We start from the raw sequence: 19,885 nt of genomic DNA, 5'->3' as shown, positions 1-19,885 counted from the left end.
CAATCAGTATGTGGCAGCCAGTTTCGTCTGCCTGACCCGGTAGTTTAACATGGTCAGCAACAGCACTAAGACAGCCGCTCCGCCGTTATGTAATACCGCCAGCAACAAGGGCCAGGAAAAAAAGACCGTCGACACACCGATCGCGAATTGCGCGGCAATCGCCAGCATGAGTTGGAGCCCCAGACGCTCAACTCCCGGTGAGTGCATAGCACGCCACGCAACTGCAGCGACCACAAGCGCAACCAGCAGAGCAAAATTGCGGTGTACCCAATGAATAGCGACCAAAGCCGTAAATGGCAGATAATCGCCGCTCACAGTCTGCCCCAGTTGGCGCCACAAACTGAATCCGTGTTCAAAATCCATCGTCGGTATCACCGCACCATTACACAAGGGATAATCGTGGCAAGCCAAGGCTGCATAGTTAGTACTGACCCAGCCCCCCAAGGCAATCTGCATGAAGAGTAAGACTAGGGCAAGCATCGCGGGCCAGCGCAAGCCAGATACCTGCGCCGTCTGAATGACATGCGCCTGACTATGCTGCTCGAGCGACGCCGATAACAGCGCCAGTAAGCCCATCCCCAGTAGCAGATGCGTGGTCACGATCACGGGTTGCAGTTTTAACGTCACCGTCCACGCACCGAATGCCCCCTGCAGACAAACAAACACGAACAAAAAGCTGGACAGCCACGGCGAAACGCCGGTCACATGACGTCGCCACCACGCGAGAACAACCTGAGCGATGATCAGAACGCCGACACTCATCGCCAGATAACGGTGAATCATTTCTATCCAGGCTTTTTGCAAGGTCACCGGACCATGCGGCATCGCTGCCTCTGCAGCGCGGATATCGGCATGCGATTGCAAAGGATTTGCCTGACCATAGCAACCGGGCCAGTCAGGACAGCCGAGGCCGGAATCCGTCAGCCGGGTAAAAGCACCGAACATGATCAGTTCAAACGTCAGCGCCACAGTTACCGCAATCAGCTTGCGGTGTTTGTTGGTGTCCCGCGACCAGAATACGACCGACAAAGGCAAAATGGCGACACACAAACCTATCAGAGCAAGTTGTAAAAACATGAATCACCCTATCGCCGACGCACGCAACAGCTTGCTGATATCTTTTTTAATCTTGTTCGGATCGGCATTTTTCGGAAAACGCATCATCAGGTTTCCGAGCGGATCAATCATATAAATGTGTTCGCTGATCTGATTGCCATCTTCGGTCGGCAACCATTTTCTGAGCGCATCCGCATCGGCTTTCAGCACATGCATGCCATCGTATTCGCGCAGTAACAATGTATCGACAGGCTGCTCGTCAATGACTGCCCAGACCCGTTCGATTCGGTCCATTTCCTTGCCCTGAGCGAGTCTGAGTTGGCGCAAGTCATACAGCTTTTTCTGACATCCGGCGTCGCAGGAACCGCTGCTGATCGTCAGCATGATCCATTTACCGCGATACGCCGTCAAGCCGTTCTGTTTATCCGCCTTATCCGCATCCGTCGTACCGAGTAAGCGTGCATGCAGCTCCGGCATAGGATACTGACGCGGATCGAGTATCGTGCCGTAATTGGTTCGGCCTTCGGGCTTGATCACGTAGTAAGCGAGATAAGACGCTATCATCGGTGCGGCACAGACGGCCAGCACGATAAATAATTTCCAGCGTCCTTTAGTTTTTTGATTCTGCGTTTTTTGATTCTGCGTTTTTTCCACGACGTATTCCTGTCACTACAAAAAAAATCCCTGCCATCAATGACAAGGCATACCACTGAAAAGCATATCCTTTGTGTTTATCAATTCCCAGCGAAGCCGCAGGCCAGTCGCGTCGCAGATGGTCTTCCGATGGCGACGTCTGCTCAACAATCAAAGGATAAAATGCTAACCCGGTTTCCTTTTCAAGACTGGCGATCTCAAGATTCTGCAAAATCGCACCAGGCTTATACGGTTCTGGCTGCCCCAGCTGCATGACACGCTCCAGATGCTCTTTGACAATACCCTGAATTTCTATCGTACCTGACGGTGTGAGCAAGCGCGGCAACACGGTTCTGTCCTGCGGGTTGCGTGCCTGCCAGCCGCGTGCAACCAGTACATGCCGCCGGCTGCCCTCAAGCTTAAATGGCATCAATACATACATGCCTGCCCTGCCTTGCATGGGGCGATTATCCAGATACATAGGCCAGGTATCGAGAAACTGACCGCGTAACATCACCTTGCTGTAGGGCTGCAATTGCTCTTGCGGAGTATCGCTGCGCCATTGCTTGGCAGCGCCGTGCATGCGTTCCGCCATCGTTGCGGCAATCACTTCTTTTTCCGCAGCACGCCGGCTTTGCCACAGACCCAGATTCAGTCCGAGAACGACCACAGCCACGGTAGCAATAAAAGGTAATAGTCTGAATTGAAAAGAAACAGGCATGAAAAGCATTACAATAAGAAATTGATCAATCCGGCATCACACTTAGTCAAAGAATCAGTATGAAAATTCTCGTCGCCATTGCTTTTTTCCTCATCATCTTCAGCATGGGATCAGCATTAGTTTATCTGATGAAGGACAAAGGGCGCAGCAACCGCACTGTCAAAGCACTCGCGTTCCGTGTCGGCTTTTCCATCAGCTTATTTATCCTGATATTACTGGCCAATCATTTCGGGTTGATTCAACCAACCGGCATCAGATAATTCAGCGACAGCTTTACCGATAAAAAAGCCGCAACAAGTGTGCGGCTTTTTTATTTAAAAACGAATCAGCTCAGTCTGCTGCGCGAATCAGAGCCAGTAAACAACGACATACAAGCCCAGCCAGACCACGTCAACAAAGTGCCAGTACCATGCGGCACCTTCAAAAGCGAAATGCTGTTCAGGAGTGAAATGTCCTTTCAGGACGCGGAACAAAACTACCGACAACATGATCGCGCCCATCGTGACATGGAAACCGTGGAAGCCGGTCAGCATAAAGAAAGTCGAACCATAAATGCCGGAGGTCAGTTTCAGGTTCAGTTCGCTGTAAGCATGCATGTACTCATAGACCTGGAAGCCCATGAACACCGCACCCAGCAATATTGTGGCAGCCAGCCAGAATGCTGTTGTACCGCGATGACCTGCACGCAAGGCATGATGCGAGATCGTCAGTGTCACGCCGGAAGTCAGCAACAATGCAGTGTTGATCGTTGGGATAGGAAATGGTCCCATCGTTTTAAATGCTTCGACCGTACCGGCAGGGCCGGCATTCCCCCACTGCGCTGAAAAATCCGGCCATAATACTTTGTGATCCAGATCAGCCAGCCAAGGCATGGAAATACTGCGGGCATAAAACAGTGCGCCGAAAAAAGCAGCAAAAAACATAACTTCTGAAAAGATGAACCAGCTCATGCTCCAGCGGTAAGAGACATCAATCCGGGCGCTGTATTTACCGCTTTCGGATTCAGCGATCGCGTCACCAAACCAGTTATACAACACGACCAGCGTCAGAAAAACACCCGCAAAGTTAACGTACGAGCCCCAGCTTACCGCATTCACCCAGGCAGATGCGCCTATCATGGTCAGCAACAAGGAGGCTCCCGCCAAGACTGGCCACTTTGACGGTCCAGGCACGAAGTAATAAGGGGCTTTCGCGTTTGAAGTACTCATTTTCATCTCCCGATACATTTGAATGTACTACTCGAATTATTATTTTGCGACGACAGACTTGACGACCAGCACCAGCACAAAAATGAAGATCAGGGCGCCGATGATGCCCGCGATGATCACATGCACAGGATTCAGATGCGCAGCGTCCTGCTCGTAATCGTTTTTCTTACGGATACCCAGAAACGACCAGAACACCGCTTTCATCGTCGCCAGAAACGATACCTTGCGTTGCGTCGCCTGCTTCAGATCACTCATGTTTTTCCTTGTGTGCCAGAACTTGCTACCTTGCTCTTACCACCGACTTCAAAAAACGTATATGACAAGGTGATGGTTTTTACATCCTTCGGTAATGCCGGATCGATGTAAAACACCACTGGCATTTGTCGTGCCTCGTTCGCATTCAGCGTCTGCTGCTGAAAACAAAAACACTCCATCTTTTTAAAATAATTACTTGCCTGCTGAGGTGCGTAGCTCGGTATTGCCTGCGCGTCCATCTTGTAAGGCTGCTTGTTCACCACCTCATAAACAACTTGCGTCATTTCACCAGGATGCACCTTGATGCTGGCAACCGTAGGGCGGAAACGCCAGGGCCCTTGTGTGTTTGCATCAAACTCAACAGTAATTTCACGCGTTTTGTCGATTTGAGAATTGCTGACTTCCTTTAACGAAATATCTTTTGGCGTCAGGATATTCACACCGGTCAACTCACAAATCTGTTTGTAAATCGGTACCAATGCATAGCCAAAACCAAACATCATGACTGCGATCAGCAGCAGTTTGCCAAACATTCTGGCATTCAGCTGATGCGCTTCGGTCTTCGTGTATTCGTCTGATCCGGACATCAGGTATTCCGCTTCACCGCAATAAACCCTGCTTAACAAACACGCCGATAAAAAAGATCAACGCGACAGATAGCAGGATTAATGCAGTACGTAAGTTGTTAGGTTTGTTGTCGTTGTTCATTTTTATTCAGAGGTACCGGAAAATTATCCGGCACCTCTGCCTTTATTCATTATTTAACGACAGGAGGCTCTTCGAAGGTGTGGAACGGTGCCGGACTTGGCACTGTCCACTCCAGCCCTTCTGCACCCTCCCATGGTTTTGCTGGTGCAGCTTTTCCACCTCTGATCGAAGGAATCACGACTGCCAGAACGAAATACACCTGCATCAATCCGAAACCAAACGCGCCGACTGAAGCAACCGTATTCCAGTCCGTAAATTGCGCCGGATAATCAGCATAACGGCGTGGCATCCCGGCCAATCCCAGGAAATGCATAGGGAAGAAAGTGATGTTGAAGGTAATCAGCGACAACCAGAAATGAATCTGACCGCGTGTTTCGTTGTACATGAAGCCTGTCCATTTCGGGCTCCAGTAGTAGTAACCCGCGAACAAGGCAAACAGCGAACCGGCAACCAGCACATAATGGAAATGCGCGACCACGTAGTAGGTATCCTGCAACTGAATATCAATCGGCGTCACAGCCAGTATCAGCCCGGTAAAGCCGCCGATGGTAAAGACAAAAATGAAACCAACCGCAAACAACATCGGCGTTTCAAAAGTCATCGAGCCCTTCCACATCGTTGCCACCCAGTTAAATACTTTCACACCGGTAGGAACCGAGATCAGCATGGTGGCATACATGAAGAACAACTGCGCCGTCACTGGCATACCGGTTGTGAACATGTGATGCGCCCAGACGATAAACGACAGAATCGCGATGGATGCAGTTGCATACACCATCGATGCATAGCCGAACAAAGGCTTGCGCGCAAACGCAGGCACGATCTGAGAAATAATACCGAACGCTGGCAAAATCATGATGTACACCTCTGGATGTCCGAAGAACCAGAAAATGTGTTGATACATCACAGGGTCACCGCCACCGGCCGCGTTGAAAAAGGACGTGCCGAAATGACGGTCAGTCAAGGTCATGGTGATCGCACCAGCCAATACCGGCATCACCGCGATCAGCAGGTAAGCAGTAATTAACCAGGTCCAGCAGAACATCGGCATTTTCATCAGCGTCATGCCTGGAGCGCGCATGTTCAGAATCGTAGTGATGATGTTGATCGAGCCCATAATCGACGATGCACCCATGATGTGGACTGCGAAAATCGCCATGTCCATACCAGGTCCCATTTGTGTCGATAGCGGTGCATACAGCGTCCAGCCTGCAGCGGTCGCACCACCCGGCACCCAGAATGACGACACCAGCAGAATTGCAGCGGGCGGCATCAACCAGAATGAGAAGTTATTCATCCGCGCAAATGCCATGTCGGATGCGCCGATTTGCAGCGGAATCATCCAGTTGGCGAAACCAACGAATGCCGGCATGATGGCGCCGAACACCATGATCAGACCATGCATGGTCGTCAATTGGTTAAAGAATTCCGGTTGCACCAGTTGCAGCCCGGGCTGAAATAACTCAGCACGGATAATCAGGGCGAGAACACCACCTGATAACAGCATCGTGAAGGCAAACCATAAATACAGACTACCGATATCTTTATGATTGGTAGCAAATAACCAGCGGCGGAAACCATGAGGATGGTCGTGCGCGTGGTCGTGCGAATGATCGTGAGCGTGATCAACAGTTGTGGTGCTCATCTTGTCTCCTGTTTCCGGTACGTTTAGTACGTTTACTTACGCGCAGCCAGAACTTCAGCTGGTTGGACGATATTTTCAGCGGCTTTATTAGACCAGCTGTTACGGGTATAGGTAATGACGGCGGCGATTTCTGTGTCAGACAAAGTGGATTTCCACGATGGCATCGCATTTTTACCGTTTAACAAAATACCGACCTGATCCGCTTTGACGCCATTGACGATCAGCGATCCGTCTAACGCAGGGAATGCGCCCGGAACACCTTTACCGGTCGCCTGATGGCAGGCCACACAATTAGCGGCATAGACTTTCTCGCCACGCTGTTTTAACTCATCGACCGTCCAGACTTTATTCGGGTCATCCGCTTTGGTGGCCATTTCTTTTTTCTTAGTATCAACCCATTTTTTATAGTCGTCGTCAGAGACCACATTCACGACGATAGGCATGAATGCGTGTTCTTTACCGCACAACTCAACGCACTGACCACGATAGACGCCAATTTTTTCTGCTTTGAACCAGGTATCGCGAACGAAACCGGGAATCGCATCCTGCTTCACACCGAAAGCAGGAATTGTCCATGAGTGAATCACGTCATTAGCAGTAGTAATAATGCGTACTTTTTTATTCACAGGAACCACGACCTGATTATCGACTTCAAGCAGATAGTTGTCGCCGCGTGCCTCGGTCGGAGCAACGCCGGGAGAGCCAACCTGTGTGCGGGGCGTGGACAAGGTGGATAAGAAGGAAATGCCCTGACCTTCACCTTTGAGGTAGTCATAACCCCATTTCCACTGCATACCAGTGGCTTTAATTGTGATGTCGGCGTTTGAAGTATCTTTCATCGCCACGACGGTCTTGGTCGCGGGCAGCGCCATCCCAATCACAATCAGAAACGGAACGACAGTCCAGGCAATTTCAACAGTGGTACTTTCATGGAAGGAAGCTGCCTTGTGGCCGAGAGATTTCCTGTGCTTCAGGATGGAGTAAAACATGACTCCGAAGACTGCGACAAAGATAACCAGACAGATAACCAGCATCAGGTTATGTATCGAGTAAATTTGTTCCGCTATTTGTGTGACAGGTGTTTGTAAATTTAACTGGCGCACTGCCGGTCCACCCTGGCTGTCGACCACTGCCCACGCGGGCAGTCCTGCCGCCAGGAGCGAGGCACCCAGCATGAACGACTTTAATCGCTTTCCATGTTTCATGATATCCCCAAAACCCCGTTTAGAATTCTTATGAATTTGTCGTACCAGGACGCGGAATATTGTTACAAAGTGCGTGCTGGCAACTTCTACAACGTCGTGAGTATAAGGTGTAACTTAAAAGGATATCAAGCAGAATACAAACAAGAAATCAATGATCTGGCGCAAATGAAACAACGAATAATAGCGCTTGCTTATCACTTTAAGATGCTTCTTTAATCCAGATCAAACAAAATCAAGGTCGTTTTTTGGGCAAATCGAAGCGGACGATGGATTCGCCGGCAGCTGTTTTCTTGTTGACTGGCTTGAAAGCGTGCCCGTAAACCACCTCAAAACTCAAGGCAATACGGCCATCGGCAGCACGTTGCTGCTCTAATGCTTTCAACATTGCCTGATGAGCGTGTTTTCCGGTCAGACCCTGACGACGGCTCAGCAGTGGATTGCCGCCAAGCGCCCGCACGTCAGCCAGCAATTTTTCTGTATCCTGATACGTCAGCGTGATTTTTTCCATATCCATGACAGGCGTGGAAAAACCGGCATTCACCAGCATGTCACCGAAATCATGCATATCGACAAAGGGCAAAGTATGTGGAAATTCGTCGACATCCGCATAAGCCTGGCGTAATTCTTTCAGAGTATCCGGCCCGAAGCATGAAAACATCAGCAAACCATCGGTGCGTAAGGCCCGGCGCCATTCTGCGAACACCAGATCGGGTTGCGGATGCCAGTGCAACGCCAGATTCGACCAGATCAGATCCAGTGACTGCGATGGCAAAGGCAATTTGGCAAAGTCACCACAAATCAGATTGGCGCCCTGCTCACCACGTAAGGCGACCGGCGTCCATTTTGCAAACAAACGACCAACCGCACTCATCGCTGCCCGTTGTTGCTCCTGAATTTCTGCCAGCATCGCGGGTGCCGCATCCAGTGCCAGCACTTGCGCTCCGGCATACATGCGTTGAAACTCAGCGACATCAGCGCCAACGCCACAACCAGCGTCGAGTATCTGCGCAGGTGTGATCCGCACCAGTTCCAGCTTTTCGCGCATACGCCCGGCGATCTCCCGACGTAAAAAATCAGATCCCGCGATTTTTGCCGGATGGGAAAACAGCTGACGAACCAGCCGTGTGTCGATAGGTGCACTGAGCATAAGGAAAACGATCTTGACGTCTGTTTGAATGAGATAATGCGGGAGTTTACACGCTTGTGATTATGGCCGCTGCATGAAGGCGCAAACGCATGATGTACTTACAGCACATATGGCGTAAAAGCTGGCAGGCTTCCCTGACACAACTGTTACCGTGCAGTTGTGCTTTATGTCATGCCCAGAACCGGGATGTGATTTGCGAACAATGCCTGACCAGCTATTTTCCGCGCGGCCTCTGCCGCTGCGAACAATGTGGTTTAGTCATGCCGCCGGGCGCCAATACGCCGCGTTGCGGTGACTGCCTGCAAAATCCACCAGCCTTCGACAACACCATCGTCGCCTGTGATTATGAAGCACCGCAAGACCGCCTGGTGCTGTCGTTAAAATTCGGCCATCATCTGGCGCTCGCCCCGGTGTTTGCAGCGATGCTGCGCGATGCGATTCTGCGCCAGCCGCATCAGGAGTTGCCGGATTGGCTTTGCGTTGTTCCATTAAGCCAAAACCGGCTGACAGAGCGCGGATTCAATCAGGCACTGGAAATAGCCAGACCACTGTCGCTACATCTGGGTATCCCCTTACATCCGCAGGTATTACGCAAAACCCGGGAAACCGCCAAACAAAGCAGCCTGGCGCCCGATGCACGGATGCGCAACGTGAAAAATGCCTTTGTTCCCGATGATCAACTGTTGCAAACCATCAAAGGCAGGCATATCGGTATCGTCGACGATGTCATCACCACTGGCATGACCCTGCACGAAATCGCTACAATGCTGAAACGTTTTGGCGCACGCAAAGTCAGCAACTATGTTTTTGCCCGCACTCCACATCATACTTATTAAGGAAACGCCTTGTTTCACGTCGTCCTCGTAGAACCTGAAATTCCGCCGAATACCGGCAACATCATCCGCTTATGCGCAAACACCGGAGCCCAGCTGCATCTGATAGAACCGCTGGGTTTTCCTCTCGATGACAGCAAGATGAAACGCGCTGGTCTTGATTATCACGATTATGCGACGATGAAAGTGCATAAAAACTGGGACGCGTTTCTGGCGAGTGAGCAACCTGATGCGCAAAGAATGTTTGCCATGACCACGCATGGCTCGACGGCATTTTCCAGCGTCGCCTTTCAACCCGGCGACTATTTCGTCTTTGGTGCAGAAACCCGCGGACTTGCAACTGAACTACGTGAATCTTTTCCACTGAGTCAGCGCATACGCTTGCCAATGCGGCCAGACAATCGCAGCCTGAATCTGTCGAATACCGTAGCGGTCGTTATTTATGAAGCCTGGCGCCAAAACGGCTTTGCCGGCGGCGCCTGACCTTTAAAAAACGGTGTCTGGCGTTACAGAAATGCCGGACGCCGGTGTCAGGTCTGCGCCCGCACTTTCGCCAGCAACTTGCTGGTCGAACGATCGTGTTCAAAGTCAATCGCTGCCACCTGACCGCCATACGCCAGCACTGCCTGCCCTTCCGGAATCGCGCTCATGTCGTAATCACCGCCTTTGACATAGATATCCGGATGCGCGCTGAGTACCGCTTCCAACGCGGTATCTTCATCGAAATCCACCACCAGACTGACCGCTTCTAATGCCGCAACCACGGCCATGCGATCAGCACAGGTGTTCACCGGGCGGTCATCGCCCTTGCCCAAACGTCTGACCGAAGCATCGGTATTCAGTGCCACCACCAGCGACGCACCGTGTTCTCTAGCCTGAGCCAGATACGTTACATGACCACGATGCAAAATATCAAAAACGCCATTCGTCATCACCACGGGTTTGGGCAATGCCGCAACACGTTCGGCCAATGCAGCGCGGGTACAGATCTTTTGTTCAAATTGAGGCATACGAGTTCATTCAGAAAAGAGCGACGAAAAAATAGCCGCTCGGAAAAGCGGCCATTGTACACGGCGTCTTTCAGCCTTCACGCTTCAGACACCCATATCCGTTTTTACGCGTGCGGCGCAAGCGGCGTTTGCGGCAAATCAGTTATTGTCAGCGTCTGCAATTGCCTTGCGGATGTCTTCCTTACTCAGCGCTGGCGCAAACTGGCGGATAAAATCATAAGTGTAGGTGCGTAAATACGCACCGCGCCGCACTGCCAACCGCGTCACATTCGGCGTGAATAAATGATCAGCGGCGATCGTGCGCAAGCCATTGGTACGATTGGTTTCTATCGCCATTGACGCCACAATACCCACGCCTAGTCCAAGCGCGACATATTGCTGAATCACGTCAGAATCCATCGCCGTCAGCACGATGTCGGTGCGCAAACCGGCATCGACAAAGGCGGCATCGATATGGCCTCGACCAGTGAAGCCGACGTCATACGTAATCAGCGGATAATTCGCCAGATCGTCCAGCGTCAGCGTTTCTTTACGCAAGAGCGGATGACCTTCCGGCACAACAATCACGTGATTCCATTCGTAGCACGGAAATGACACCAGATCCTTGAATTGCGATAAACCCTCAGTCGCAATGCCGATATCAGCTTTGCCTGACATCACCCATTCGGCGATGTGTTCAGGCGAGCTTTGCTGCAAAGCGATGCGTACTTCCGGAAACGCCTGACGGAATTGCTGCACCACTTTCGGCAACACATAGCGCGCCTGCGTATGCGTGGTCGCAATCGCCAGCGTGCCTTTGGTCTGATCCGAATATTCACTGCCTGCCTGATGCAGATTTTCAGCTTCCAGCAGCAGACGTTCTATGATGGGAAGGATGCCTTTCCCGGGCTCAGTCAGACCAGTCAGGCGTTTGCCATTGCGCTCAAAAATATCCACGCCCAGCTCTTCTTCGAGCTCGCGGATCTGACGGCTGACGCCCGGTTGTGATGTGAACAGCACATTGGCGACTTCAGTCAGATTAAAGCCGCGTCGGGATGCTTCTCGGATTGAGCGTAATTGTTGAAAGTTCATGGTATATCTCGGCTCAGTTGTTATCGACAAAGACATGCAAACGCTTAGGTCTGACCACCAGCGCCTCACCGACTTTCAGTTGTAATTGCAGATAACGCTCGCTCGATATCATCGCTTCGACCAGATCGCCGTTATCGTCGCGTTCCATTTCCAGTTGCGCCAGCGGGCCTATGCTGTGCACGCGCCGCAATTGCACAACCAATCCCTCGGCACCCGGCGCGTAGCGGTCGATCTCGAATTCATGCGGGCGCACATAGGCCGTGCCAAATGCATCTTTGGTGTCTGCATGGCCCGGCGCTTCAAACGGCACACCACCGGCATCGAGTATGCCTTCATGAATACGGCCGCGGAAAAGATTGACGTTACCCAGAAATCCATACACAAACGGTGTGGCCGGATGCTGATACACCTCGGCAGGCGCACCGACCTGTTCGACCTGTCCCTGATTCATCAGCACAATCTTGTCAGCGACTTCCAGCGCTTCTTCCTGATCATGCGTGACAAAAATACTGGTCACATGCAATTCGTCATGCAGACGACGCAACCAGCGTCGCAGCTCTTTACGCACCTTCGCATCGAGCGCGCCGAAAGGCTCGTCGAGCAGCAGCACACGCGGCTCCACGGCAAGCGCGCGTGCCAGCGCAATACGCTGCCGCTGACCGCCGGACAACTGCGGCGGGTAACGGTCTGCCAGCCAGTCCAGTTGCACCAGTTCCAGCAGTTTTGTGACTTTTTCTTTGATCTGCGCTTCAGAAGGCCGCACGTTTTTTGCCTTCACCCGCAAACCAAATGCGATGTTTTCAAATATCGTCATGTGTTTGAACAAGGCATAGTGCTGAAACACAAAGCCAACCTGACGATCACGCACATGTTGTTGCGACGCGTCCTGACCATCGAGCAAGACCTGACCGCTGTCGGCAAATTCCAGACCGGCGATGATGCGCAGCAAAGTTGTTTTGCCGCAGCCTGATGGCCCCAACAAGGCGGTCAGTTCGCCATCGGGAAAATCCAGCGAGACATTATTCAGCGCGGTAAACTGGCCAAAACGTTTATTTAATTGATGAACGGCGATACTCATAATTTTCGCTCCAGCTTATTCTTCAGAAATGGGGGCGCGACTCTCATTGGTGCGCCATTCAACGATCGTTTTTAATGCCAGCGTCAGCAAGGCCAGCAAGGTCAGCAATGAAGCCACCGCAAACGCCGCCACGAAGTTGTATTCGTTGTATAAAATTTCGACCTGCAAAGGCATGGTGTTGGTCTCGCCACGAATATGGCCGGACACCACAGACACCGCGCCGAACTCACCCATCGCCCGCGCATTACACAGGATCACCCCATACAGCAAACCCCATTTGATATTCGGCAAAGTCACATGCCAGAAGGTTTGCCAGCCTGATGCACCCAGTACCAGCGCGGCCTCTTCTTCCTCACTGCCCTGCGCCTGCATTAACGGAATCAGTTCGCGCGCCACAAACGGAAAAGTCACAAAAATCGTCGCCAGTACAATGCCGGGAACTGCGAACAGAATTTTGATATCGTGATCGCGCAACCATTCGCCAAACCAGCCCTGCGCGCCGAACAGCAGCACATACACCAGACCCGAAATCACGGGCGACACGGAAAACGGCAAATCGATCAGCGTTAGTAAAACGCTCTTGCCGCGAAACTCAAATTTGGCAATCGTCCAGGCGGCGGCAACACCGAAAATCAGGTTCAGCGGCACCGCAATGCCCGCCGCAATCAGCGTTAATTTAATCGCCGACAAGGCATCCGGTTCGACGATGGCTTCCAGATACACCTGCCAGCCTTTTTTCAAGGCTTCGGCAAACACCGCCGCCAGCGGTACAAATAAAAACAGTGTCAGAAACGCGAAAGCGATCAGTGTCAGCGTGACGCGTATCCATAAAGGTTCCAGCGTGGCTGTCGGGTTGATCGCAGGCTCTGCGCGACGTTGTGCCAAGACCGCTGAAGGTGCTGCAATACTGGTCGTACTCATGATTCTTTTCCTCCCTGCCGGCTGCGCGTCCAGGCCTGTAAAGCATTAATTGACAGCAGCAAAACAAACGATAGCAACAACATCACAACCGCAATGGCAGTCGCACCGGCGTAATCGTATTGTTCCAATTTAGTGATCATGAACAGCGGTGTGATTTCTGAAATCATCGGCATGTTGCCAGCGATAAAAATCACCGAGCCGTATTCGCCGGTCGCTCTTGCAAACGCAAGTGCAAAGCCCGTCAGCATCGCAGGCAATATCGTCGGGAAAATCACCCGTGTAAACACTTGCCAGTGGCTGGCACCCAGACTCAGCGCCGCTTCTTCGAGTTCTTTTTCGGCTTCTTCGAGTACCGGTTGCACCGTGCGCACCACAAAAGGTAAGCCTATGAATGTCAGGGCGATCAAAATGCCTAAAGGCGTGAACGCGACTTTGATGCCGAGCGGCGTCAGCAATTTGCCTATCCAGCCATTCGGTGCATATAAGGTCGCCAGCGTGATACCGGCAACAGCGGTCGGTAAGGCAAATGGCAAATCGACCAGTGCATCGATCAGCCGTTTGCCGGGAAAGCGGTAACGCACCAGCACCCATGCCACGATACCGCCAAACAGCACATTGATCAGCGCTGCCAGAAAAGAGGCACCGAAAGTCAGGCGATACGATGCCATGACACGATCCGATGTCACGGTTTCCCAGAACGCCTGCCAGGTCATGGTGAAGGTTTTGAGAAAGACCGCGGAAAGTGGGATTAAGACAATCAACGCGAGGTAAAACAAGGTAAATCCCAGCGACAGATGAAAACCGGGAAGCACACGTTTACTGGTCGGTTGACCGCCTGTTGAAATTGCAGCAGATGCCATAGTCAGCCTTTATTACTGATTCAACTAAAGATGGCAAATATTGGCAGGATTTTGATATAAGAAAAACGAATTTTTTGTTATGTCTTTAGATGATAAACACATATAGCAAGGCCGAAGTCAGTCACCATGGCGACTGCGACGACGGCAGCAACCGAGGCAACCGAAACAATGCGGCTCAGCCCGGCAGTTCCGCCCCCGTAGCTGCAACGGTCGTGCTTGCATGGGATGCGGCCGCTGGCAGCACCACTGCTGGTCCGACCAGCGTTGCTTTCGGTAAGTCAAACAAAAAACCTTGAACCAGATACGGACTGGCCGTGTCGTTCGCCTGTTGCAGCGATAGCAAGCGCGCTTCATTTTCTATGCGCCGGAAAATGATATTGCACTGCGCCTGATCGGCACGTTGCAGCAAACTGATCTGCGCTGGCGCATGATTAGCCGCGCTGATGTCGATTTTGATCGCGTCAGGCCGTATGCGGTCAAGTAAATCACCCGCTTGTTCCAAGGTGCTGGCATTCACGCCGATGCGAAAGCCATTGCGGCGATAATTTTCGGCGACATGCGTCAGCACCCATCGCTGGCTCGGCGTGATCAGCGGCAGTTGCAGAATAATCTGTTCATGCGGTATTTCCAGTGTATTGAGTATGCGGCGAAATGCGTTGCCGTGATTGCCTTCCACGGCAGCCAGCAAGCGGCTGTGCACGCTCAGATACAAATCCAGCCCCGACTCTGGCTGCTGACGATAAAAATTCAGCGTATGCAGCAAGCGACAGAGACGATCCAACTCCACCGATTCATCATCATTCGCCACGTATTCCAGCAGTTTCCAGATATTGAGCCCCTGATCGCCGGGATCATAGCTGCGGGCATAGGCTTCGTAGGCAAGGATGCGCTGGTCATCGCCCGCGCGTATCGCCTGAAAAGCGCTGGTCAGGCTGGCATTGAAATAGCGGCCACGCGCGCGCCCTTCTTCGTCCAGCCACAGATGACTGCTGCCAACAGAATGCTGCAGGCGGCTCAGATAATTCTGTAATTTCGGATGTTGCATGCTTCCTCCTTTCAGCGGCCACGCGGTGTGATGCGCCGGACGCTGCCAGTTACAGTTTCGCGATCGAGACTTCGGTTGCTTTCACCAGCGCCACCACCTCGCTGCCGACCACCAGATTCAGATCGCGGATAGAGCGCGTCGTGATCACGGATGTCACGATGCCCGCCGGGGTTTCAACATCAACTTCGGAAACGACATCGCCTTCGATAATCGCTTTGATTTTGCCGCGGAACTGGTTACGTACATTAATCGCCTGAATTGTCATTTTTCTTCCTTTGTGATGCGGATTTGGATGCGGAAAATATCCCGAGAAACAGATACTCCCCCTCTTTTTTAATAAAACACCCCTAACATCCTTGAATTCATTGGGGTTTAAAACATACTCCCCCTGAGTATTTTTATGCCGATTTGATACTGATTTGAAGTTGATTTGAAGCTGCCAGCAGAGCTGAGACCTAAATCGCCCAGGTCACCTGGTTGACCGTGCGGAGCAGCGACACGTCGCCGAGTTCCGCATCCGGCTGCTGCGCCGGACGCTGCAACACCCGCGCCAATATCTGTTCTTCCAGCGCGGCAAAGACCGGGTTGCCACGCGCGCGTGGCCGCGGCAGATCGACTTTCTGATCCAGCGTAATCTGACCGTCTTCAATCAGAATCACACGATCAGCCAGTGCAATCGCTTCCTGCACATCATGCGTGACCAGCAAAGCGGTGAAGCCGCGCTGTTGCCAGAGTTGCTCAATCAGGCTTTGCATCTCGATGCGCGTCAACGCATCGAGCGCGCCCAGTGGCTCATCCAGCAGCAACAGGGTCGGCTCATGCACCAGCGCTCTTGCCAGCGCAACGCGCTGACGCTGACCACCGGATAACACCGATGGCCACTCGCCAGCGCGCTCAGCCAGCGCGACCTTGTTCAGCGCCGCAAGCGCATCGCTGCGACGGCCGCGTAAACCGAGGGCGACGTTATCGAGCACGGTTTTCCACGGCAGCAGCCGCGAATCCTGAAACATCACGCGGGTTTCCGGACGGCTGTTGTTTTGCCCATCCTGCTGCGCAAACTCCAGGCTGCCGCTGTCGGCTTTTTCCAGACCGGCGATCAGGCGCAGCAAGGTGCTTTTACCGCAGCCACTGCGACCGATCACCGCTACAAACTCACCAGCTTCGATATCTAGTTGCAACGACTTCAGCACACTGCGGCCGTTATAGGATTTTTGTAAATGCCGGACATGAATCGCGGTGCCTGCTTGCGGCGCGCGCTGCGGCAGATGTGCAGGATTCTGCCCTGGCATGCCATCCGCGCTGCCGGCATGACTGACGCCATCGTCCAGCTCTTGCCTGAGCGCGGCGATACGCGCCACCGCAGGTGAAGGTGAATATAAAATGTCCGGCATCATGCAGACTTTCTTTGGTAACCCGGATGCCAGCGCAGCCAGTAATGTTCAAGTGCACGCGATAAGACGTCGGCGATTTTTCCCAGCAGGGCGTACAGCAGAATCCCCACCAGCACGACATCGGTTTGCAAAAATTCACGCGCATTCATGGTCATGTAACCGATACCCGCCTGCGCTGAAATGGTTTCAGCGACGATCAGCAAAACCCACACCAGCCCCAGCGCAAAACGCACGCCGACCAGAATAGAAGGCAAGGCACCGGGCAAAATCACATCGCGGTATAAAGCCCAGCCCGACAAGCCGTAGCTGCGCGCCATTTCTATCAAGCCCTGATCAACGGAACGTATGCCGTGAAAAGTATTCAGATACACCGGAAAAAATACGCCGACCGATACCAGAAACAGCTTCGCCGTTTCATCGATCCCAAACCATAAAATCACCAGCGGTATCAGCGCCAGCGCCGGGATATTGCGTATCATCTGCAGGCTGGTATCAAGCAGGGTTTCAGCGGTACGGAAAGTACCGGTCAGCAAACCGAGCAACAAGCCCAGACCGCCGCCAATCACAAAACCCGACACCGCACGCCACAGGCTGGTTTTTGCGTGGATAAAAATTTCGCCGGAAACGCTCAGATTCCAGAACGCCTTCGCGACTGCCAGCGGCTCCGGCAAAATCCGGCTCGATAACCAGCCCTGTTGCGCCGACACCTGCCAGATCACCAGCAATAACAGCGGTACCGCCCACGGTGCCACGGCACGCAAAATGCGCAAGGCATGAAGATGCCATGGCGTGGCTGTTCGCGCCGATTCGCGGCGCCGGAAGGTCTGCGACAAGTCGTCTGCAAGCCCGGCGAATTCATTGAACTCATTGATTTCAGTTGTCAGCGGCGACGCCATACTGTGCTCCTAGCTTTGCGAAACCTGCGGTGCAATCGAATTCGCGATCACTTCGCCGAATGGGCCTGTGAGCGAACTCGTCACACGCGGTACCGATTTCCCTATCAGCGGAAAGACCAGTTCGGCAAAGCGATACGATTCTTCCAGATGCGGATAGCCGGAAAAAATAAAGGTCTCGATACCGAGCGCCGCATATTCTTTAATCCGTGCCGCCACCGTTTCCGGATCACCGACTAACGCGGTTCCGGCACCACCGCGCACCAGCCCGACACCCGCCCACAGATTCGGTGAAACTTCGAGTTTGTCGCGCTTGCCGCCGTGCAGCGCCGTCATCCTTTGCTGACCGACCGAATCCATCTTCGCAAACGCTTTCTGCGCCCGCGCAATCACCTCATCATCGACATAACGGATCAGATCATTCGCTGCTGCCCAGGCTTCTTCATTGGTTTCGCGCACAATCACATGCAGGCGGATACCAAAGCGCAAAGTGCGGCCATGCTTAGCGGCACGGGCGCGCATGTCGGCGATTTTTTCAGCCACGGCAGCAGGTGGTTCGCCCCAGGTCAGATAGACGTCAACCTGTTCCGCTGCGAGCTCGTGCGCCGGTGCCGATGAGCCGCCGAAATACAAAGGCGGATGCGGCTTTTGCACCGGTGGATACAAAGTCTTCGCACCTTTCACGGTCAGGTGTTTGCCGTTGAAATCAAAACCGGCATCACCACCTTCACCCGCCAGCGATGCGCGCCAGATGCGTAAAAATTCGTCGGTGATTTCATAACGTTTTTCGTGGTCGGCAAAAACGCCATCGGCTTCGAGTTCGCCCTGATCTCCACCGGTAACGATATTGACCAGCAAGCGCCCGTTCGATAAGCGATCAAAGGTCGATGCCATGCGTACCGCTAGCCCGGGGCTGCTGAGTCCGGGACGAACCGCCACCAGAAATTTCAGTTTTTTCGTCGCACTGATCAGGCTGGATGCAACGACCCAGGCATCTTCGCAAGAACGACCGGTGGGCAGCAGCACACCGTCGTAACCCTGCGTGTCTGCCGCCACCGCGATTTGCCGCAGATAGTCGTAATTGATGTCGCGTGCACCGTGGCTGGTGCCGAGATAGCGCGTATCGCCGTGGGTAGGTATAAACCAGAAAATATTCAAGCTCATAGAATTTCTTTCATTTCTCTCAATATGAATTATTTGCCTGCTGGCGGCAGCCAGACTGCATCGCGGATGTTGACGGCTTTAGGTATCAGCTTTTGCTGATAAAAATTGTCCGCAACACGTTGCTGTTCTTCGATGATGTTGTTCGTCAGATAAACCACTGGCGAGCGTGGACGCCGCTCCAGAAAACTGGCGATGCTGGCAGCATCCAGGCCGGTGCTGCCAGCGATGATCGCACCCGCTTCGGCGCGATTGCTCTGTACGAAGCTGTCGCTGCGAGTGAGTTCTTCAAACAGCAGCCGGATCACACCGGGATACTGATCGGCAAACTGACGAGTCGATAAATAATGCGACAGGTTGTTCACCAGCCCATTACCATTCGCCAGTACGCGGGGCTTGAGACTTTGCTCGGTCGCCGCCCAGTAAGGATCCCAGATCGCCCAGACATCCACACTGCCACGTTCAAACGCTGCTCTGGCATCGGCAGGTGCAAGATAAACCGGTGTGATATCCGACCATTGCAATCCTGCCTGTTGCACAGCTCGCAATACGTGATAGTGCGCGCTGGAGCCTTTTTGAAAAGCGATTTTTCTGCCTTTCAGATCTGCGAGTGTCCGAATAGCGGAATCCTGTTTCACTAATATCGCACTGACACCCGGTTTCGCAGGTTCGGCACCGACATATACCAGCGTACTACCGGCTGCCTGTGCAAAAATCGGCGGCGGTTCACCTGTCGTTGCAAAGTCGATGCTGCCGACCGACAAGGCTTCCAGCATCTGCGGGCCAGCAGTGAATTCAAACCAGCTGATCTTCACGCCTTTAAGTTGCTGTTCAAGTGCACGACGGTGTTTCAGCAAAGTCAGATTGACCGAACTTTTCTGAAAGCCAATGCGGATTTCTTTCGGCAAACTGGCAGTCCTGCTGCCAGTTTGCACCGCATTGCCGACTGCTGTATTGCCAGCTGCAACATTGCCGGCTGACAGCACTAAAGCCATTGCTGTCAGCGACAAAAGCAGCCGGCGGTGGGACGAATGAATTCGCATA

General features: G+C 52.8%; 24 protein-coding genes. 3 read left to right on the top strand and 21 right to left on the bottom strand.

The features are described from left to right. Positions 1-3 precede the first annotated feature (3 nt). From ACOTSW_RS10685 to ACOTSW_RS10675, 3 genes are read right to left on the bottom strand one after another with little or no spacing between them, the layout of a single operon-like run. Positions 4-1,077, bottom strand: a complete 1,074-nt coding sequence (locus ACOTSW_RS10685; protein WP_423679075.1) for a COX15/CtaA family protein — start codon at positions 1,075-1,077, stop codon at positions 4-6. Positions 1,078-1,080: 3 nt separating this feature from the next. After that, a complete protein-coding gene (locus ACOTSW_RS10680) occupies positions 1,081-1,710 on the bottom strand; it encodes an SCO family protein (protein ID WP_423679074.1) in 630 nt (209 codons plus the stop codon). After that, complete coding sequence (locus ACOTSW_RS10675) at positions 1,667-2,410, bottom strand: SURF1 family protein (protein ID WP_423679073.1); 744 nt, start codon at positions 2,408-2,410, stop codon at positions 1,667-1,669. The genes ACOTSW_RS10680 and ACOTSW_RS10675 overlap by 44 nt, the downstream gene beginning before the upstream one ends. 59 nt (positions 2,411-2,469) lie before the next feature. Here ACOTSW_RS10675 and ACOTSW_RS10670 point away from each other — a divergent pair, with 59 nt between their 5' ends. Continuing rightward, positions 2,470-2,670, top strand: coding sequence for a twin transmembrane helix small protein (locus ACOTSW_RS10670; protein WP_186884463.1), 201 nt, complete (start codon positions 2,470-2,472; stop codon positions 2,668-2,670). Between the two features lie 87 nt (positions 2,671-2,757). Here the strand turns inward: ACOTSW_RS10670 and ACOTSW_RS10665 are convergent, their stop codons facing one another. The 7 genes from ACOTSW_RS10665 to ACOTSW_RS10635 all read right to left on the bottom strand — a co-directional run bounded on the left by ACOTSW_RS10665 (position 2,758) and on the right by ACOTSW_RS10635 (position 8,578). Continuing rightward, the gene (locus tag ACOTSW_RS10665) at positions 2,758-3,618 is read right to left on the bottom strand and encodes a cytochrome c oxidase subunit 3 (RefSeq protein WP_423679072.1); all 861 of its coding nucleotides are present in this window, start codon (positions 3,616-3,618) and stop codon (positions 2,758-2,760) included. Between the two features lie 39 nt (positions 3,619-3,657). Beyond that, a complete protein-coding gene (locus ACOTSW_RS10660) occupies positions 3,658-3,873 on the bottom strand; it encodes a DUF2970 domain-containing protein (RefSeq protein WP_186884461.1) in 216 nt (71 codons plus the stop codon). Further along, complete coding sequence (locus ACOTSW_RS10655; RefSeq protein ID WP_423679071.1) at positions 3,870-4,460, bottom strand: cytochrome c oxidase assembly protein; 591 nt, start codon at positions 4,458-4,460, stop codon at positions 3,870-3,872. The genes ACOTSW_RS10660 and ACOTSW_RS10655 overlap by 4 nt, the downstream gene beginning before the upstream one ends. A gap of 13 nt (positions 4,461-4,473) precedes the next feature. Then, positions 4,474-4,581, bottom strand: coding sequence for a cytochrome oxidase small assembly protein (locus tag ACOTSW_RS10650; RefSeq protein ID WP_212680188.1), 108 nt, complete (start codon positions 4,579-4,581; stop codon positions 4,474-4,476). Positions 4,582-4,630: 49 nt separating this feature from the next. After that, positions 4,631-6,226, bottom strand: a complete 1,596-nt coding sequence (ctaD, locus tag ACOTSW_RS10645; RefSeq protein ID WP_423679070.1) for a cytochrome c oxidase subunit I — start codon at positions 6,224-6,226, stop codon at positions 4,631-4,633. A 32-nt stretch (positions 6,227-6,258) separates the two neighbouring features. Further along, entirely contained in the window at positions 6,259-7,431 is a 1,173-nt protein-coding gene (coxB, locus tag ACOTSW_RS10640; RefSeq protein ID WP_423679069.1) for a cytochrome c oxidase subunit II, read from the bottom strand. A gap of 232 nt (positions 7,432-7,663) precedes the next feature. Then, positions 7,664-8,578, bottom strand: a complete 915-nt coding sequence (locus tag ACOTSW_RS10635) for a methyltransferase domain-containing protein (protein ID WP_423679068.1) — start codon at positions 8,576-8,578, stop codon at positions 7,664-7,666. A 92-nt stretch (positions 8,579-8,670) separates the two neighbouring features. Here ACOTSW_RS10635 and ACOTSW_RS10630 point away from each other — a divergent pair, with 92 nt between their 5' ends. Then, entirely contained in the window at positions 8,671-9,414 is a 744-nt protein-coding gene (locus ACOTSW_RS10630; RefSeq protein WP_423679067.1) for a phosphoribosyltransferase family protein, read from the top strand. Positions 9,415-9,423: 9 nt separating this feature from the next. Next, complete coding sequence (gene trmL, locus ACOTSW_RS10625) at positions 9,424-9,894, top strand: tRNA (uridine(34)/cytosine(34)/5-carboxymethylaminomethyluridine(34)-2'-O)-methyltransferase TrmL (protein WP_423679066.1); 471 nt, start codon at positions 9,424-9,426, stop codon at positions 9,892-9,894. A gap of 47 nt (positions 9,895-9,941) precedes the next feature. Here trmL and rfaE2 read toward each other — a convergent pair whose 3' ends face one another. The 11 genes from rfaE2 to ACOTSW_RS10570 all read right to left on the bottom strand — a co-directional run bounded on the left by rfaE2 (position 9,942) and on the right by ACOTSW_RS10570 (position 19,884). After that, the gene (gene rfaE2 / locus ACOTSW_RS10620; protein ID WP_212680184.1) at positions 9,942-10,421 is read right to left on the bottom strand and encodes a D-glycero-beta-D-manno-heptose 1-phosphate adenylyltransferase; all 480 of its coding nucleotides are present in this window, start codon (positions 10,419-10,421) and stop codon (positions 9,942-9,944) included. Positions 10,422-10,559: 138 nt separating this feature from the next. Further along, positions 10,560-11,492: a CysB family HTH-type transcriptional regulator gene (locus tag ACOTSW_RS10615; protein WP_423679065.1), complete on the bottom strand. Its 933-nt coding sequence runs from the start codon at positions 11,490-11,492 to the stop codon at positions 10,560-10,562. Between the two features lie 13 nt (positions 11,493-11,505). Continuing rightward, a complete protein-coding gene (locus ACOTSW_RS10610; protein WP_423679064.1) occupies positions 11,506-12,570 on the bottom strand; it encodes a sulfate/molybdate ABC transporter ATP-binding protein in 1,065 nt (354 codons plus the stop codon). A gap of 15 nt (positions 12,571-12,585) precedes the next feature. Continuing rightward, the gene (cysW, locus tag ACOTSW_RS10605; protein WP_423679062.1) at positions 12,586-13,491 is read right to left on the bottom strand and encodes a sulfate ABC transporter permease subunit CysW; all 906 of its coding nucleotides are present in this window, start codon (positions 13,489-13,491) and stop codon (positions 12,586-12,588) included. Then, positions 13,488-14,351 (bottom strand): sulfate ABC transporter permease subunit CysT, encoded by an 864-nt coding sequence (gene cysT / locus ACOTSW_RS10600; protein WP_423679061.1) that lies wholly within the window; start codon positions 14,349-14,351, stop codon positions 13,488-13,490. Before cysT ends, cysW begins: the two co-directional genes overlap by 4 nt. A gap of 175 nt (positions 14,352-14,526) precedes the next feature. Next, positions 14,527-15,396, bottom strand: coding sequence for an EAL domain-containing protein (locus ACOTSW_RS10595; RefSeq protein WP_423679059.1), 870 nt, complete (start codon positions 15,394-15,396; stop codon positions 14,527-14,529). A 49-nt stretch (positions 15,397-15,445) separates the two neighbouring features. Beyond that, positions 15,446-15,661 (bottom strand): TOBE domain-containing protein, encoded by a 216-nt coding sequence (locus ACOTSW_RS10590; RefSeq protein WP_200179498.1) that lies wholly within the window; start codon positions 15,659-15,661, stop codon positions 15,446-15,448. Positions 15,662-15,851: 190 nt separating this feature from the next. Further along, complete coding sequence (locus tag ACOTSW_RS10585; RefSeq protein ID WP_423682298.1) at positions 15,852-16,685, bottom strand: ATP-binding cassette domain-containing protein; 834 nt, start codon at positions 16,683-16,685, stop codon at positions 15,852-15,854. Between the two features lie 101 nt (positions 16,686-16,786). Next, complete coding sequence (gene ssuC, locus ACOTSW_RS10580; RefSeq protein WP_423679057.1) at positions 16,787-17,683, bottom strand: aliphatic sulfonate ABC transporter permease SsuC; 897 nt, start codon at positions 17,681-17,683, stop codon at positions 16,787-16,789. Positions 17,684-17,692: 9 nt separating this feature from the next. Continuing rightward, complete coding sequence (gene ssuD, locus ACOTSW_RS10575) at positions 17,693-18,838, bottom strand: FMNH2-dependent alkanesulfonate monooxygenase (RefSeq protein ID WP_423682297.1); 1,146 nt, start codon at positions 18,836-18,838, stop codon at positions 17,693-17,695. Positions 18,839-18,873: 35 nt separating this feature from the next. After that, entirely contained in the window at positions 18,874-19,884 is a 1,011-nt protein-coding gene (locus ACOTSW_RS10570; RefSeq protein ID WP_423679055.1) for a sulfonate ABC transporter substrate-binding protein, read from the bottom strand. Position 19,885: the final 1 nt, after the last annotated feature.

Source organism: Undibacterium sp. WLHG33 (genome assembly GCF_049544815.1).
In the GTDB taxonomy this organism is placed as follows: Bacteria; Pseudomonadota; Gammaproteobacteria; order Burkholderiales; family Burkholderiaceae_D; genus Undibacterium.
This window is presented reverse-complemented; position numbering and strand designations above follow the sequence as displayed.